Raw genomic sequence first — 14,780 nt, 5'->3', positions numbered from 1 at the left:
ATATATTCCATAAGATAAATTTTATCTCTGTCGCACTGACATATTCTGTCAGTGGCATCCTTATTCTTCAGAGATCCTCACCGCACTAAACGGGAATATAATATGACAACTCCAGCCCGCAGCCGCTCTGCTGAACGACTCGTCGATATTCTTATGGAGCTGCATTTAAACGGCGTCGTTAACCGCAGCGATCTGATGCAAAAATATAAAATAACCGAACGTACGGTATATCGGGATCTGAATGCGCTGTCGCCGATTGTTCAGCATACGGGGAATGGTCTGTATCGCCTGATTCACGCCCAGCAAAATCCCAGCGGGCAAGGGCTGCACAACGCTGTCGCTAACTTTTTGAATGCTGACAGTTATTTCCCTGACAGAGGCACCGCGTTCTGGCAGAGTCTGGAAGCGCGCGTGGAAGAGAATCATATTCTGATCCTCAACAACGACGCTGAGCACTCGGTTCAGAATGATATTCGTCGCCATCTCACTGCAATTGAAAAATCGATAAAAGAGCGTCACGTTTGCCAGATAGTTTATAAAGACAAAACCCGGCTCATTAATCCATACAAATTAATTAACAAAAAAAATATATGGTATTTACAAGCTACGGAAAATGGCAGGCTGAAATCCTTTTCATTAAGCCAGATCAGTTGGCTGGATATTCAAAAAGAGACTTTTTCGCTGGATCGCGATACGGCTGAATTACTGGAAAAAAATCTCGACCCGTGGGTGAGTGAAGAGACGTTCGAGGTAAAAGTGTTTACCAACCATAGTATCTCGCACTACTTCACCCGCCGGGACCTGTTGCCGGAGCAGGAGGTGGTCGCTGAAAGCGACGACGGGGTGACGATCCGCTGTCAGGCGGCACATGAAAATCAGATCCTACCGCTCATCTTCTACTGGCTGCCGAACATTCAGGTTCTGGAGCCTCAGTGGCTGCGGGATAAACTCTTCGACACGCTCGAAGGTTATATGACAAATGCTACCGCCGACGCCCTCGAATAAACGATGTGATCTCAATCACATAAACCAGACCGCTGGCGGCGAGCCTTAACCACTCGCCCCGGCCTTTGACCGCTTAACCACCGCAATCAACCACTCACCCATTTACCTTCCTTTACACGCGCGACGATCTGGCAAGATCGCCTCAGCATTAATCAATACCTCCTCAAAACAAACTCAGGCCCTTTTTCCAGCTAAAAAACCAGGTCTAACTATGGATACGAAAAAACTACTTAAGCACGTACCCTGGGCGCTCCTCGGGATCCTCGGTGCTTTCTGTCTGGCGGTTGTCGCATTACGCCGGGGCGAACACGTAAGCGCCCTGTGGATCGTGGTCGCGTCGGTTTCCGTCTATCTGGTAGCGTACCGCTACTACAGTCTTTACATCGCGCAGAAGGTCATGAAACTCGACCCGACGCGTTCCACTCCGGCGGTCATTAACAATGACGGCCTGAACTACGTTCCTACCAACCGCTATGTGCTGTTTGGTCACCACTTTGCCGCGATTGCTGGTGCAGGCCCGCTGGTTGGGCCGGTGCTTGCCGCGCAGATGGGTTACCTGCCGGGTACTCTGTGGCTGCTCGCCGGCGTGGTTCTGGCAGGTGCGGTGCAGGACTTCATGGTGCTGTTCATTTCGACCCGTCGTAACGGGGCTTCTCTGGGTGAGATGATCAAAGAAGAGATGGGCCGCGTGCCGGGCACCATTGCCCTGTTTGGCTGCTTCCTGATCATGATCATCATCCTTGCGGTGCTGGCTCTGATCGTGGTGAAAGCCCTGGCAGAAAGCCCGTGGGGCGTGTTCACCGTCTGCTCGACCGTACCGATTGCGCTGTTCATGGGTATCTACATGCGCTTTATTCGTCCGGGCCGTGTCGGTGAAGTGTCCGTGATTGGTATCGTGCTGTTGGTGGCGTCCATTTACTTCGGCGGTATCATCGCTCACGACCCGTACTGGGGCCCGGCGCTGACCTTCAAAGACACCACCATTACCTTCGCATTGATCGGCTACGCGTTTATCTCCGCCCTGCTGCCGGTCTGGCTGATTCTGGCCCCGCGTGACTATCTGGCGACGTTCCTGAAAATCGGTGTCATCGTCGGTCTGGCGATCGGTATCGTGATCATCAACCCGGAACTGAAAATGCCAGCCGTGACCCAGTACATTGACGGTACCGGTCCACTGTGGAAAGGCGCGCTGTTCCCGTTCCTGTTTATCACCATTGCCTGTGGCGCCGTCTCTGGTTTCCACGCCCTGATTGCCTCCGGCACCACGCCGAAGCTGATGGCCAACGAAACCGACGCGCGCTTTATCGGTTACGGTGCGATGCTGATGGAATCCTTCGTGGCGATCATGGCACTGGTTGCAGCGTCCATCATCGAGCCAGGTCTGTACTTCGCGATGAACACCCCACCTGCGGGCCTTGGCATCACCATGCCAAACCTGCATGAGATGGGTGGTGACAACGCAGCGCTGATTATGGCGCAGCTGAAAGAGGCCAGCGCACACGCGGCGGCGACCGTCAGCTCCTGGGGCTTTGTGATCTCGCCTGAGCAAATCATGCAGACCGCAAAAGACATCGGTGAGCCATCGATTCTGAACCGTGCCGGTGGCGCACCAACCCTGGCCGTCGGTATCGCACACGTGTTCCACAAAGTGCTGCCGTGGGCTGACATGGGCTTCTGGTATCACTTCGGTATTCTGTTCGAAGCGCTGTTCATCCTGACCGCGCTGGACGCCGGTACCCGTGCGGGCCGCTTCATGCTGCAGGACTTGCTCGGTAACTTCGTGCCATTCCTGAAGAAAACCGACTCTCTGGTGGCGGGTGTTCTGGGTACTGCGGGCTGTGTGGGCCTGTGGGGTTACCTGCTGTATCAGGGCGTCGTTGACCCGCTGGGCGGCGTGAAGAGCCTGTGGCCGCTGTTCGGTATCTCTAACCAGATGCTGGCGGCCGTGGCGCTGGTCCTGGGTACCGTGGTGCTGGTGAAGATGAAACGCACCAAATACATCTGGGTGACGGTCGTTCCGGCGCTGTGGCTGCTTCTGTGCACCACCTGGGCGCTGGGTCTGAAACTGTTCAGCACCAACCCGCAGCTGGAAGGCTTCCTGTTTATGGCTAACCAGTACAAAGCGAAAATTGCCGCAGGCGGCGGTGACCTGACTGCACAGCAGATTGCCAACATGAACCATATCGTGGTGAACAACTACACCAACGCGGGTCTGAGCATTCTGTTCCTGGTCGTGGTCTACAGCATCATCTTCTACGGCATCAAAACCTGGATGAAAGTGCGCAACGCCGAAGGACGTACGGATAAAGAAACCCCGTATGTGCCTGTACCGGAAGGCGGCGTGAAGACCTCTTCACACCACTAAAACCCTGGCGGGTGGCGGCTACGCTAACCCGCCCTACGCAATACCTGTAAGCCCGGCAAGCGTAGCGTCGCCGGGCTTTTTCTATCTGGATGGCACAATGTTTGGTAACTTAGGCGAAGCAAAAAAATACCTCGGTCAGGCGGCGAAAATGCTGATTGGCATTCCGGACTATGACAACTACGTTGAACATATGCAGACCAACCATCCGGATAAACCGTACATGACCTACACAGAATTCTTCCGCGAGCGCCAGCAAGCGCGCTACGGCGGCGATGGCAAAGGCGGCGTACGCTGTTGCTAAAGGAGAGAACATGACCCCCATTGCAGTCACCCTGTTAACCGGCTTTCTCGGCGCGGGCAAAACCACCCTGCTGCGCCACATCCTCAACGAACAGCACGGCTTTAAAATCGCGGTGATCGAAAACGAATTCGGCGAAGTCTCTGTTGACGACCAGCTGATAGGCGATCGCGCCACCCAGATCACAACCCTGACCAACGGCTGCATCTGCTGCACCCGCTCAAACGAGCTGGAAGACGCTCTGCTCGATCTGCTCGACAGCCGCGATTGCGGCGATATCGCCTTCGACCGCCTGGTGATCGAATGCACCGGCATGGCCGACCCCGGTCCGATTATCCAGACCTTTTTCTCCCATGAGATCCTCTGCCAGCGCTACCAGCTGGACGGCGTGATTGCGCTGGTGGACGCGGTCCATGCCGACGAGCAGATGAACCAGTTCACCATCGCCCAGTCGCAGGTGGGTTACGCAGACCGCATTCTGCTGACCAAAACCGACGTGGCTGGCGACGCCGAAAAACTGCGTGAACGCCTGACGCGCATCAACGCCCGCGCGCCGATTTATACGGTGGTCCACGGCGATATCGACCTGGCGCAACTGTTCAACACCAACGGCTTTATGCTGGAGGAGAACGTCACCTCAAAACCACGCTTCCACTTTATTGGCGATAAGCAGAACGACGTCACCTCCATCGTGGTCGAGCTGGATTATCCGGTCGATATCAGCGCCGTGTCCCGCGTGATGGAAAATCTGCTGCTGTCGTTTGCCGACAAACTGCTGCGCTACAAAGGGATGCTGTGGATTGACGGCGAGCCAAACCGCCTGCTATTCCAGGGCGTTCAGCGCCTCTACAGCGCCGACTGGGACCGTCCGTGGGATGATGAAACGCCGCACAGCACCATGGTCTTTATCGGGATTCAACTGCCCGAAGAGGAAATCCGGGCGGCGTTTGCCTCACTCAAGCCCTGATCGCAAGACAACATAACCGCCCTAACTTTGGGCGGTTATGGCAAATATCGCGTAATGTCGATTAGAGAAATGTAATTTTTCGTCATTTACAAAATTATTTTGAAATAATGATAATCCTCATTAATTCACTTCTCATCATTATTTCCGCGATATTCAGGCTTTGTTTAGCTAATAAATAAAACGAAGTCTAAACACGAAAAGATAAATAGTTGACGCCGTGACAAACCCACTTTAGCTCAACAACAATCATACCGAAAAGTAACAAAACCAGCATAAAACCGCGAGTCACGTCACATTTGCAGTCATAAACATCGCTTGTTAAGGTGTCCTCAGATTAATTTGATGACGAGGAAATACACCATGAAAAAGATTAACTTCATTCTGCTTTCTGTTCTGACCGTAACATCTGGCTCCGCACTGGCGATGGGCGCATCTATTGAACAGGGTAAAAACTTCACCAACTTAAATATCGAAATGGGCAAATCCACCTCCGGTATTTATGCTGAAAGTAACTGGCTCAAAAATACCGATGACGGTACTCAGACGGGTGGTGTAGGTGCAGGCTATAACCTGGAAGTGGGTCCGGTAATGCTGAATGCAGGTGCGAAAGCCCTCTACCTCGGCCCGAAAAAAGGCGATAACGGTGTCGCATTCCCGGTCGGCGGTGGTGTAAACGTGGCTCTGACCGACAGCATTAACGTCTTCGGCGAAGGTTATGTAGCGCCTAACGGCCTGAACAACAGCGTGAAAAACTACGTCGAAGCCAATGGCGGCGTGAGCTGGACGCCGGTTAAACCGGTTACGCTGAAAGTGGGCTATCGCCACGTAAGCGTTGACGGCAAAGACGGTCGTCCAAACCATACCCTGATTGACGGTGCCTACGTCGGCGGCGGCGTGAGCTTCTAAGGCTTGCGAACAAAACAAAAAACCTGCCCCAGGGCAGGTTTTTTTATATGAGAGATTCGCTAACGCTGAACCTGCAAAATCTCCTGCGATTCCTGATTGGCACTCACCTCCTGCGGCGTTAACCACAGCGGCTTCCTGCCAAAGGTTTCGTACATTTTCAGCTGATCGTCATAATGCTTATTCGGCGTCCCGTCCGGGGCCACAAATCCGCTTTGACCGGGCGCAACCACATCCCACGCCAGCACCTGGCTTGCTCCCGATTGAGGGGAGAAGACAATCATGTCGTTTTCCGTTCCCCGGTTCTGATATTCGGCCTGATGACGCGCCTCTTTCGCCGCCGCTTGTGGCATGCCAAAGAAGTTGTTCGCGCGGAAGGTCAGCGCCATGGCAGGTGTTTCCCAGGCGTTGATATCCGTACCGTAGCGCGCCGAAAGCGTCTGCCACGCATCCTGCAGGGCCGCGAGGACGACCGTCTCCTGCGACTGTCCGGCAAAGAGATCGACCTCCTGCGGGATCGCCGATTTCTCCCCCTCCAGCGCTTCGAAGAGGATCTTGGCCCCGACGCTGATATTCAGCGAGCCGGTCGGCCCGTCCTGCGTCGTTTCATAGCCGCTGGCGCTGTACCAGGTGTTAAAGGGTGCCGGTACGGCGGCAACCACCGTGCGCTGCAGCATACTGGTCAGCCAGGCATTGAGAATGGCGGAACCGGGCTGATCATAGGTTTTCCCGTCGTCGCGTAAGCGATTTTGACCGTCCCAGCTCGTCAGCTTTTGCACCAACTGCTGGCGGGGATCGCTTTGCGGCAAACTGGCCGTCGCTTTTTGCAGGGCAGGCAGGAACAGACGCAGGTTCAGATCCTGACGGCTGGTTTTTTGGATCAATCCCCAGGCTTGTTCATAAGTCAGCGTGGGCTGTTTATCGATAAGCTGCGTGATTTCAGTAACGCGATCCGCCCCGCCCCATAAGAACGCAAACAGATCCGAGGCCGGATAATCTCTCTGCGGAGCGTTGTTCCAGTTAGCGATATACCCCGACTGCGGGTTATACACCTTCGGATTGAGATCAAACGACAGCAGCCCCTGCCAGTCCCACTTTCCGGTGCCAGGCACCGGCAGGCGCGGATCGTGCCCCGGCTGGCGTTTCGGATATGCGCCCCCATGAACGTAACCGATATTGCCGTCGATATCCGCGTAATACCAGTTGATAGTGAGCGCCTGCTTTGCCGCCTGCGCCGTCCAGCTCGGCCAGTCTTTAGCCTTCATCTGGTGCGTCCACGCCAGCAGGGAGGCCACCTCTTTCCCCTCCCATGCGCGCGCTTTGGCGTAGGCGGTGTGTGTCGCCGGATCGACGTTGATCACATTGCCGTGAACAGTTCGCCAGACGGTAAACGTCTCCGGCTGCCCGTCTTTCACGGCGATCGTCTCTTCGCGACGCTGCATTTTGATCCACTCGCCGTTATGCAGATATTCACCCGGTTTGCTCTCGGAGGTCTGCTCTGCAAAGATATCCACATCGTCGCCGAATCCCGCCGTCGCGCCCCATGAAATGGTCCCGTTGTGGCCGAATACCAGCCCCGGATAGGCAAACGGCGTGTTGCCGGTCACGTCATAACCCGCGCCGTGCAGCCCAATGCCATAGGTATACGCCGGGGCGTACCAGCCAAACTGCGGTCCGTTGACCATAATCGCTTTCGCGTCCTGTGCCTTTTTCTTGCCAATCACCCACATATTGCTGGTGGTCGGGTAACCCGCCAGGCCATTGGCCCCGCTACGGGCAAACTGGGCGGCGATCGTTTCGCGGTTTTGCCCGGCGGTAAGCGCCAGCAGTGCGCCATCCCTGCCTTTCGCCGGTCGGTCGAGCATCGGTGCGGGGAGATCGTAGCGCGGGAGCAGCGCGGCGGTTTGACTGTTTTTCAGATCGACCGTGATGGGATAACGACTCTCCTGCGCGGCGATGGTGGTCGGCGCCGCCGGATTCACTAGCCATTTCAGCTGGTTAAACACCCCCATCCCTTTTTGCGCGCCGTATCTATCTTTTAACGCCGTGAGAAGCGCCAGGTTGTCGATTTCACTGGTGCTGTCGGAGAAACGGTTGGCCATCGTGCCGACAAAAACCATCGCCACATCAAAGGGCTGCCAGTGCCCAGGCTTAAAACCAAACTCGGTAAATTGCGCAGGCAGACGTTTACCCGGCTCGGCGTTCACTTTATCAATCCAGGCGTTCATGCCGTCGGCATAACCCTGAAGGATCGCTTTGTCATCGGCGGAGAGCGCGGCGATCTGCGCGTGAATCGACGCCGGCCAGTAGTTCTGGCGGATATCCTTATCAAAACTCACAAAAGATTTTCCGAGCACTTCAGACACCGTGCCCTGGGTGCTGCGACGGGCCATCTCCATCTGGAACAGGCGATCCTGCGCCACCACATAGCCGTAACCGTAAAAAAGACGATAGGTATCATCGGCGTAGATATGCGGCATGCCGTAGCTATCGCGAACGATCTTGACCTCTGTCGGGGCGGTATTCGCCAGCGCCGCGAGGCTCCAGCTTAGCGTCAGGGAAGCCACAACACAGTTCACGATCATACGATTTGTATTTTTCATTGTATCCTCTTGCAGGTGTATGATTTTCGATTTGATACTAGCAAGAGGCGAATTGTTATCCAGAACAGCCAGTTTGTTTCACTGCGAACTGTGAGTCTGGTAACTAATTCATGATACGAATATATCAATTATGTGATGCTTGGCGAATCACAATCATTTGTTGATTGCAAAAAAAGGGCGGCTCGTAAGCCACCCTGTTTACTGCTGTGAAATCGGTTAGCGGCGGACGACCACCAGCTTCTGATTCACAAACTCTTTAATGCCCAGATCCGACAGCTCGCGACCGTAGCCGGAGCGTTTCACGCCGCCGAACGGCAGTTCAGCCGCCGTGTCGGTCAGCCAGTTGATGTAGACCATCCCGGTTTCGATTCGCGAGGCCATTTTCTTCGCACGCTCAATGTCCTGGCTAAACACCGCTCCGCCCAGCCCGTAGTTCGAGTCGTTTGCCAGGCTCACCGCTTCGTCGTCGTTTTTGACGACATAGAACTGCGCCACAGGCCCGAAGAACTCTTCAAAATAGGCCGGATTCTCACGGGAGATATGAGTCAGGATTGTCGGCTCAAAGAAGTTGCCGTCGCGCTGCACCGGCTTGCCGCCCACGTGCACTTTCGCGCCGTTTTTCACCGCCTCGTTAACCTGTCTGGTTAACGTCTCCAGCGCATCTTTCGAAGACAGCGGCCCCAAAGTGGTGCTCTCATCCAGCGGATCGCCGATTTTGACCTCGCGGAACGCCTCGGTGAAAGCCGTCAGGAACTGATCGGCCACTTTCTCATGGACGATAAAACGCTTCGCGGCGGTACACACCTGCCCGGCGTTGTTGAGTCGGGCATTGACGCCGATCTTCACCGCTTTCTTGAGATCCGCATCGTCGAGCACGATAAACACATCGTTACCGCCCAATTCGAGGGTCGATTTTTTGATGTGCTTCGCCGCCTGCGCTGCGACCACGCTCCCGGCCTTCTCAGACCCGGTCAGGGCTGCACCCTGTACGCGCGGATCGGCAATGATCTTCGCGACCTGATCCTGCGAGATAAAGAGGTTCGTCCAGGCACCGTCCGGCGCACCGGCTTCACGCACCAGATGGGCGAACGCCTCCGCGCAGTGCGGCACGATGCTGGCGTGTTTCGCCACCACAGGGTTGCCCGCCGCCAGGTTCGGCGCCAGCACACGCATCAGCTGGTAGAACGGGAAATTCCACGGCTCAACGGCCATCACCACGCCGATAGGATGGTGCTCCACCCAGGCGTCACCCAGTTCCGATTTGTACTTCACTGGGGCGAGAAACTGCTTCGCATTGTCTGCGTAATAGCGGGCGATTTGCGCGCAAAGCTTCACTTCCCCGCGGCTTTGCCCGATGAGTTTCCCCATCTCCTGACTGGCGATTTTTGCCAGCTCTTCGCTCCGGCTATCGATCAGATCCGCCAGCTTATGCAGCACCGGCAGACGCTGTTCGATAGCGCCTTTCGCCCAGTCGGAATGGTAAAGGGCATCCGCCGTTTTTAGCGCGGCCTCGACATCAGCATCGGTATGGGATTTGTACTCTTTAATGAGCTTGTTGTTAGCAGGATTCACTGTCTGGTAAGCCATATAGGTCTCCTTAATTACCGCTTAGGGTATTAAGGGTAGTCAAAATGGCCGGGGGTGGGCGTAAAGTTGGGTATATACGGACGTTTCTTAGAAACATGTTGTAAAAAAGGCACATCACCCGATGTGCCTTACCTGTTTATTCGTCAAAAGAGCAGTAACCGCCTTTATGATGCGAGCCGGTTCCGCCGTGAGGGTGCTGTCCTTTTGGGCAGGCCAGTGCTGTAAATGAAGTCATCGTAAATAAAGCCAAAAACATTGCTACAATAATCTTTTTCATGTATTCCATCCGCGAAATAAATAATTCCTATTTATATTTCCCCGCGTAAACAAACGGGAAGGGAAATTATACCCCCGGTGAATAGGGTTATTAATTAACGGATGTCGCAAATAGATTAACGATTGTGCTGCGCGATGAATTTTTTATGAATAAGAGGAGTACCCCGTTCAGAATGGCAGCGACAAAACCGCAAAGCCACAAGACTCACCATTGACTCCCATCACAATTCCTCTGCGTCATTTCCCCCACTACCTTTGGGCTGCTCATCCTAACCCGTTGAAAATCCACATACCCAACAATCATTCATTCGAAAAATACTATCAATAACCCTTTTTATCCAATTGGATCTGCAATCACGCTCTCCACAGAATGTGTATAAACCTACGCATTCAGGAGTTCCCATGTCTATTTCCGTGATTAACAACACCCCGTATGAAGCCGTTGAAATCATTCAGGCTGCCAAACCCGGCTTTAAACCGCGCATCGCGTTTATCCTTGGCTCCGGCCTTGGCGCGCTGGCGGATAAGCTCGATAACAAAACCGTTATCTCTTACGAAAAACTGCCGGGCTTCCCGGTCAGCACCGTGATTGGTCACGCGGGTGAAGTGGTGATGGGCTCGCTGCACGGCGTGGATCTCATCTGCATGAAAGGACGCGGGCATTTCTATGAGGGCGTCGGGATGGGCATCATGACCCACGCGGTGCGCACCTTTAAGCTGCTCGGCTGCGAATTCATGTTCTGCACCAACGCCGCCGGTTCACTCAACCCGAACATCCCGGCGGGCAGCCTGGTGGCGCTCAATGACCACATCAACACCATGCCGTCCACGCCGCTGGTTGGGCCGAACGACGACCGTTTTGGGCCGCGCTTCTTTAGCCTCGCCAACGCCTACGACAACGATCTGCGCGCAAAACTGCACCACACAGCGGGTGATCTCAACATCACTCTGCACGAAGGCGTGTTCGTCTCCTACCCGGGGCCAAACTTCGAAACGGCGGCAGAAATCCGCATGATGCGGAACATGGGCGGCGATGTTGTTGGCATGTCGGTGGTGCCGGAAGTGATTGTTGCGCGCCACTGCGGCCTGAAAGTGCTGGCGGTCTCGGCCATCACCAACATGGCGGAAGGGCTGAGCGACGTGGAACTCTCCCACGAACAAACCCTGAAATGTGCGGCGATGGTCACCGACGATTTCATTCGCCTGATTAGCCAGTTCGTGAAGAACTGCCGCTAACTTCCCGTCCAGCGGCGGGCACGCGCCCGCCAGGAGAAATGCAGATGTCAGAAAATTACTCTCGCGGCAGTCTGAATGCGATTTCGTATCTGAGCTACTACTTCGTCGGCGCGCTGGTCTCGACGCTGGGGATTGTCCTCGGCCCGCTGTGCGCCGCGTTCAATAAGGATCCGAGTTTCATCGGCCAGGTGTTTACCCTGATGAATATCGGCATGTTCGTGCCGATCATGCTCGGCGGCATTCTGATGAAAAAATGGGGTCTGCAAAAGCCGCTGGTGATCGCCGCCGCGCTGACCATCCTCATCAGCGCCCTGCTGTTCGCCACCCCGACGCTGACCATGTTCAGCGTGGCGGTCGCCATTATCGGTGCCTGCGGCGGTATTTTTATGACCATCGGCAGCTACCTGGTGGTGCGCATCAATCCGGACGAAAAAAGCCGTTCATCGAGCCTGATCTTCACCGATTTCTTCTTCAGCCTGGCGGGGGCGACGCTCTCCTTCCTGCTGGCGTGGCTGTTCAAAATGGGTGCGAGCTGGATTGCCATGTACGGCATCATGGGCGGGCTGGGCGTGCTGATGCTGATCCTCACCCTGCGCAGCCGTTACCCAAGCACCGTTGCGCCAGAACCGGCGCATCAGGACACCACCCGCAAAGAGCCGTGGGGTCGTTCCGTCTGGCTGCTGTGCGGCGCGCTGTTCCTGTTCCTGCTGGCGGAGCCGATTTTCACAATGTGGACGCCAGGCTATCTGCAGTGGCGTTTCCAGATGCTGCCAGAACAGGCGGCGCTGTACACCACGGTCTACTGGGTGGCGAAAGCGACCGGACTGTTCCTCAATCAGTTCACCGTGAAGTGGATGAAACTGCGCACCTTCCTGCTGATCTGCACCGCCGTCGGTCTGGTGGCGATTGCGCTTATCAGCAACAGCGCCAATACCACGCTGATCCTGATTGCCTGCGGCGCGTTCGGTTTCTTCAACTCTGGCCTGTTCTCCGGGCTGATGAGCTACGGTTCGTTGCAGGTCAGCCGCAGCTCCCCGACGCTTATCTCCGCGCTGCTCACCTGCGGCACCGTCGGCACGCTGCTGTTCGCCACTGTCTCGTCGCTGGTTAACAGCCGCTACGGCCTGCACGGCGCAGTGAATGCCTCCACCTGCGCCTACGCGCTGCTGATGGTGACGCTGCTGGCGGCCATCGCCTGAAGCAAGGCTGAACGCCTGCACCAGGGCGAGGCGGTCGCGGTTTGACAGGCTCCAGGGAGGGTTGCATGATATCGCCACCCTCCTTTTTCTCGGTGCCCGGTATGCTCGATTCACAGGCCAACAGCCGCATTCGCTTCCGGATGCTACGCTATTTCCAGACCCTCGCCGATGAGCTGCATTTTGGGCGCGCCGCCGCCAGGCTGAATATCTCCCAACCGCCGCTGAGCATGCAAATCAAAGAGCTGGAAGAGCTGCTGGGCGTGGAGTTGTTTGAGCGTACCAGCCGCAAAGTCGTGCTGACTCACGCCGGAAAAGTGCTGAAAGCGGAAGTCGACCGTCTGCTTAGCGCCACCGAACAGTCCCTGAACTATGTGCGCCAGATTGGCCGCAGTGAAAAGCAGCACATCAATATCGGGGTGATTGGCAGCGCGATGTGGGGGCCGTTGCTGACGCGCATGAAAGCGTTCCGCGAGGCCAATCCGGACGTCAACTGGACGCTGCACGAGCTGGGCCAGCAGGAACAGACCGAGGCCCTGCGCGCGCGCACCGTGGATATCGCCATCAACCGCAACGTGATCCCTCACGTCGAAGCCAAAATCCGCTGCCAGATGATTGCCCGTGAAGCGGTGTGCGTGGCGGTGCATGAGAGCGATCCGTTGTGTCGTCGCAGCAAAATATCCCTGAAAGATCTGGTTGATCGGGCGTTTATCTCCCTCTCTTTCACCCACAGCGACTTTGCCCGTCAGGTGTATGACAGCTGCCTCGCGCTGGGCGTCTCGCCGCTGGTGACGCATCAGGTCTTTGAACCGCAGACCGCGCTGGCGCTGGTCAGCACCGGTAACGGCGTATCGCTGTTACCCGAATCCTGCGCGCTGATCCACTGGCCGGGTGTGGTGTTCCTGAAACTTACCGAGACTATCCCCGCCGATCTCTACGCGCTGTGGTACGACGAGCCGCTGCCGGATCTGTTCAGCCGTTTTCTGGCAGCCCTGCGCGACTGATCACACTTTTTTGCACTCCTCCCACGTTCCGCTCTATCCTTAACCCTATGGAAAAATTAGCTGAACTCAAACGCGCCAAGTTGTTGGCGCTGTCGCTGCTGCTGGTTGCCGCCGCGATTTTCATTGCCACGCTGTTTCTGCCACAAACGTTCTGGGTACGCGGCGCGAAGGCGATTGCCGAGGCGGCGATGGTTGGCGCGCTGGCGGACTGGTTCGCCGTGGTGGCCCTTTTCCGCCGGGTGCCGATCCCGTTTATCTCGCGCCATACGGCGATTATCCCGCGCAACAAAGATCGGATCGCCGACAATCTGGGCCTGTTCGTGCAGGAAAAATTTCTCGATACCCAGTCTTTAGTTGCGCTGATCCGCCGCTACGAACCCGCACAGATGATCGGCAACTGGTTCAGCCAACCGGATAACGCCCAGCGTGTCGGGCAGCATCTGATTCAGGTGATGGGCGGGTTCCTGGAACTGACGGACGACGGGCGCATTCAGCGCTTACTGAAACGCGCCGTACACAAGGCCATCGATAAGGTCGATTTTACCCAAACCAGCGCGGCGATGCTGGAGAGCATGACCAAAAACAACCGTCATCAGGTGCTGCTGGACGCGGTGATCAACCGCCTGATCACCCTGATTCAGCGCGACAGTACGCGGGACTTTATCGCCGCGCAGATCGTTCACTGGCTTAAAACCGAACATCCGCGCAAAGCGATGATGCTGCCGACCGAGTGGCTCGGCGATCAGAGCGCCGAGCTGGTCTCCGATGCGGTGAACGCGATCCTCGACGATATCAGCCACGATCGCACGCACCAGATCCGTCAGGCGTTTGATCGCGCCACGCTGAAGCTTATCGACAACCTGAAAACCGATCCGGAGATGGCGAGCAAAGCCGAGAACATCAAACACTACCTGAAGAATGACGAAGCGTTTAACCGCTATCTCGGCGAGATGTGGGCCGACCTGCGCGCATGGCTGAAAGCCGATATGCAGAGCGACGACTCCCGCGTGAAGCAGCGCATCGCCAACGCCGGGCAGTGGTTTGGCGAAACGCTGGTGGCCGACGCCAGCCTGCGCGCCTCGCTGAACGAACATCTGGAGCAGGCGGCGCATCGCGTGGCACCGGATTTCGCGGCCTTCCTGACGCGCCATATCAGCGATACGGTGAAGGGCTGGGATGCAAAAGACATGTCACGACAGATCGAGCTGAATATCGGCAAGGACCTGCAGTTTATCCGCGTTAACGGCACGCTGGTCGGCGGAACTATCGGGTTGATTCTGTTTCTGCTGTCGCAAATTCCGGTGCTGCTCCCCCACTAAAAAAATGGGGCTGAGTGCCCC

At 56.0% G+C, this 14,780-nt stretch carries 12 protein-coding genes; 9 read left to right on the top strand and 3 right to left on the bottom strand.

What is annotated here, in order from left to right:
• Window positions 1-102: 102 nt before the first annotated feature.
• From ACB496_RS02925 to ACB496_RS02905, 5 genes are all read left to right on the top strand, one after another.
• Window positions 103-1,005 carry a helix-turn-helix transcriptional regulator gene (locus ACB496_RS02925; RefSeq protein ID WP_371974306.1) on the top strand — a complete coding sequence of 301 codons (903 nt, stop codon included), beginning with the start codon at window positions 103-105 and terminating at the stop codon, window positions 1,003-1,005.
• Window positions 1,006-1,216: 211 nt separating this feature from the next.
• Entirely contained in the window at window positions 1,217-3,370 is a 2,154-nt protein-coding gene (locus tag ACB496_RS02920; RefSeq protein WP_371974305.1) for a carbon starvation CstA family protein, read from the top strand.
• A gap of 97 nt (window positions 3,371-3,467) precedes the next feature.
• On the top strand, window positions 3,468-3,671 hold the full coding sequence (locus ACB496_RS02915) for a YbdD/YjiX family protein (protein ID WP_100777762.1): 204 nt from the start codon (window positions 3,468-3,470) through the stop codon (window positions 3,669-3,671).
• Between the two features lie 10 nt (window positions 3,672-3,681).
• The gene (yjiA, locus tag ACB496_RS02910; protein ID WP_371974304.1) at window positions 3,682-4,635 is read left to right on the top strand and encodes a GTPase; all 954 of its coding nucleotides are present in this window, start codon (window positions 3,682-3,684) and stop codon (window positions 4,633-4,635) included.
• Between the two features lie 360 nt (window positions 4,636-4,995).
• Window positions 4,996-5,541, top strand: a complete 546-nt coding sequence (locus tag ACB496_RS02905) for a YfaZ family outer membrane protein (RefSeq protein WP_100777764.1) — start codon at window positions 4,996-4,998, stop codon at window positions 5,539-5,541.
• A gap of 59 nt (window positions 5,542-5,600) precedes the next feature.
• Here the strand turns inward: ACB496_RS02905 and ACB496_RS02900 are convergent, their stop codons facing one another.
• The 3 genes from ACB496_RS02900 to ACB496_RS02890 form a co-directional block, all read right to left on the bottom strand.
• On the bottom strand, window positions 5,601-8,141 hold the full coding sequence (locus ACB496_RS02900; RefSeq protein ID WP_371974303.1) for a penicillin acylase family protein: 2,541 nt from the start codon (window positions 8,139-8,141) through the stop codon (window positions 5,601-5,603).
• Between the two features lie 216 nt (window positions 8,142-8,357).
• Window positions 8,358-9,728 carry an NAD-dependent succinate-semialdehyde dehydrogenase gene (locus ACB496_RS02895; RefSeq protein ID WP_371974302.1) on the bottom strand — a complete coding sequence of 457 codons (1,371 nt, stop codon included), beginning with the start codon at window positions 9,726-9,728 and terminating at the stop codon, window positions 8,358-8,360.
• Window positions 9,729-9,864: 136 nt separating this feature from the next.
• On the bottom strand, window positions 9,865-10,005 hold the full coding sequence (locus ACB496_RS02890; protein WP_164971804.1) for a hypothetical protein: 141 nt from the start codon (window positions 10,003-10,005) through the stop codon (window positions 9,865-9,867).
• A gap of 401 nt (window positions 10,006-10,406) precedes the next feature.
• Here ACB496_RS02890 and xapA point away from each other — a divergent pair, with 401 nt between their 5' ends.
• The 4 genes from xapA (at window position 10,407) to ACB496_RS02870 (ending at window position 14,759) form a co-directional block, all read left to right on the top strand.
• Window positions 10,407-11,240, top strand: a complete 834-nt coding sequence (gene xapA, locus ACB496_RS02885) for a xanthosine phosphorylase (protein WP_371974301.1) — start codon at window positions 10,407-10,409, stop codon at window positions 11,238-11,240.
• A 44-nt stretch (window positions 11,241-11,284) separates the two neighbouring features.
• On the top strand, window positions 11,285-12,439 hold the full coding sequence (gene tsgA / locus ACB496_RS02880) for an MFS transporter TsgA (RefSeq protein ID WP_371974300.1): 1,155 nt from the start codon (window positions 11,285-11,287) through the stop codon (window positions 12,437-12,439).
• 65 nt (window positions 12,440-12,504) lie between these two features.
• Window positions 12,505-13,440, top strand: coding sequence for a LysR family transcriptional regulator (locus ACB496_RS02875; RefSeq protein ID WP_233210362.1), 936 nt, complete (start codon window positions 12,505-12,507; stop codon window positions 13,438-13,440).
• 47 nt (window positions 13,441-13,487) lie between these two features.
• Window positions 13,488-14,759 carry a DUF445 domain-containing protein gene (locus ACB496_RS02870; protein WP_371974299.1) on the top strand — a complete coding sequence of 424 codons (1,272 nt, stop codon included), beginning with the start codon at window positions 13,488-13,490 and terminating at the stop codon, window positions 14,757-14,759.
• Window positions 14,760-14,780: the final 21 nt, after the last annotated feature.

It is taken from the genome of Lelliottia nimipressuralis (assembly GCF_041464075.1).
Classification (GTDB): domain Bacteria; phylum Pseudomonadota; class Gammaproteobacteria; order Enterobacterales; family Enterobacteriaceae; genus Enterobacter; species Enterobacter nimipressuralis.
This window is presented reverse-complemented; position numbering and strand designations above follow the sequence as displayed.

What these genes read in the sequence shown, in the direction of transcription:
- ACB496_RS02925 (WP_371974306.1), top strand. Translation starts at nt 103, where the DNA reads ATGACAACTCCAGCCCGCAGCCGCTCTGCTGAACGACTCGTCGATATT.
- ACB496_RS02920 (WP_371974305.1), top strand. Translation starts at nt 1,217, where the DNA reads ATGGATACGAAAAAACTACTTAAGCACGTACCCTGGGCGCTCCTCGGG.
- ACB496_RS02915 (WP_100777762.1), top strand. Translation starts at nt 3,468, where the DNA reads ATGTTTGGTAACTTAGGCGAAGCAAAAAAATACCTCGGTCAGGCGGCG.
- yjiA (WP_371974304.1), top strand. Translation starts at nt 3,682, where the DNA reads ATGACCCCCATTGCAGTCACCCTGTTAACCGGCTTTCTCGGCGCGGGC.
- ACB496_RS02905 (WP_100777764.1), top strand. Translation starts at nt 4,996, where the DNA reads ATGAAAAAGATTAACTTCATTCTGCTTTCTGTTCTGACCGTAACATCT.
- ACB496_RS02900 (WP_371974303.1), bottom strand. Translation starts at nt 8,141, where the DNA reads ATGAAAAATACAAATCGTATGATCGTGAACTGTGTTGTGGCTTCCCTG.
- ACB496_RS02895 (WP_371974302.1), bottom strand. Translation starts at nt 9,728, where the DNA reads ATGGCTTACCAGACAGTGAATCCTGCTAACAACAAGCTCATTAAAGAG.
- ACB496_RS02890 (WP_164971804.1), bottom strand. Translation starts at nt 10,005, where the DNA reads ATGAAAAAGATTATTGTAGCAATGTTTTTGGCTTTATTTACGATGACT.
- xapA (WP_371974301.1), top strand. Translation starts at nt 10,407, where the DNA reads ATGTCTATTTCCGTGATTAACAACACCCCGTATGAAGCCGTTGAAATC.
- tsgA (WP_371974300.1), top strand. Translation starts at nt 11,285, where the DNA reads ATGTCAGAAAATTACTCTCGCGGCAGTCTGAATGCGATTTCGTATCTG.
- ACB496_RS02875 (WP_233210362.1), top strand. Translation starts at nt 12,505, where the DNA reads ATGATATCGCCACCCTCCTTTTTCTCGGTGCCCGGTATGCTCGATTCA.
- ACB496_RS02870 (WP_371974299.1), top strand. Translation starts at nt 13,488, where the DNA reads ATGGAAAAATTAGCTGAACTCAAACGCGCCAAGTTGTTGGCGCTGTCG.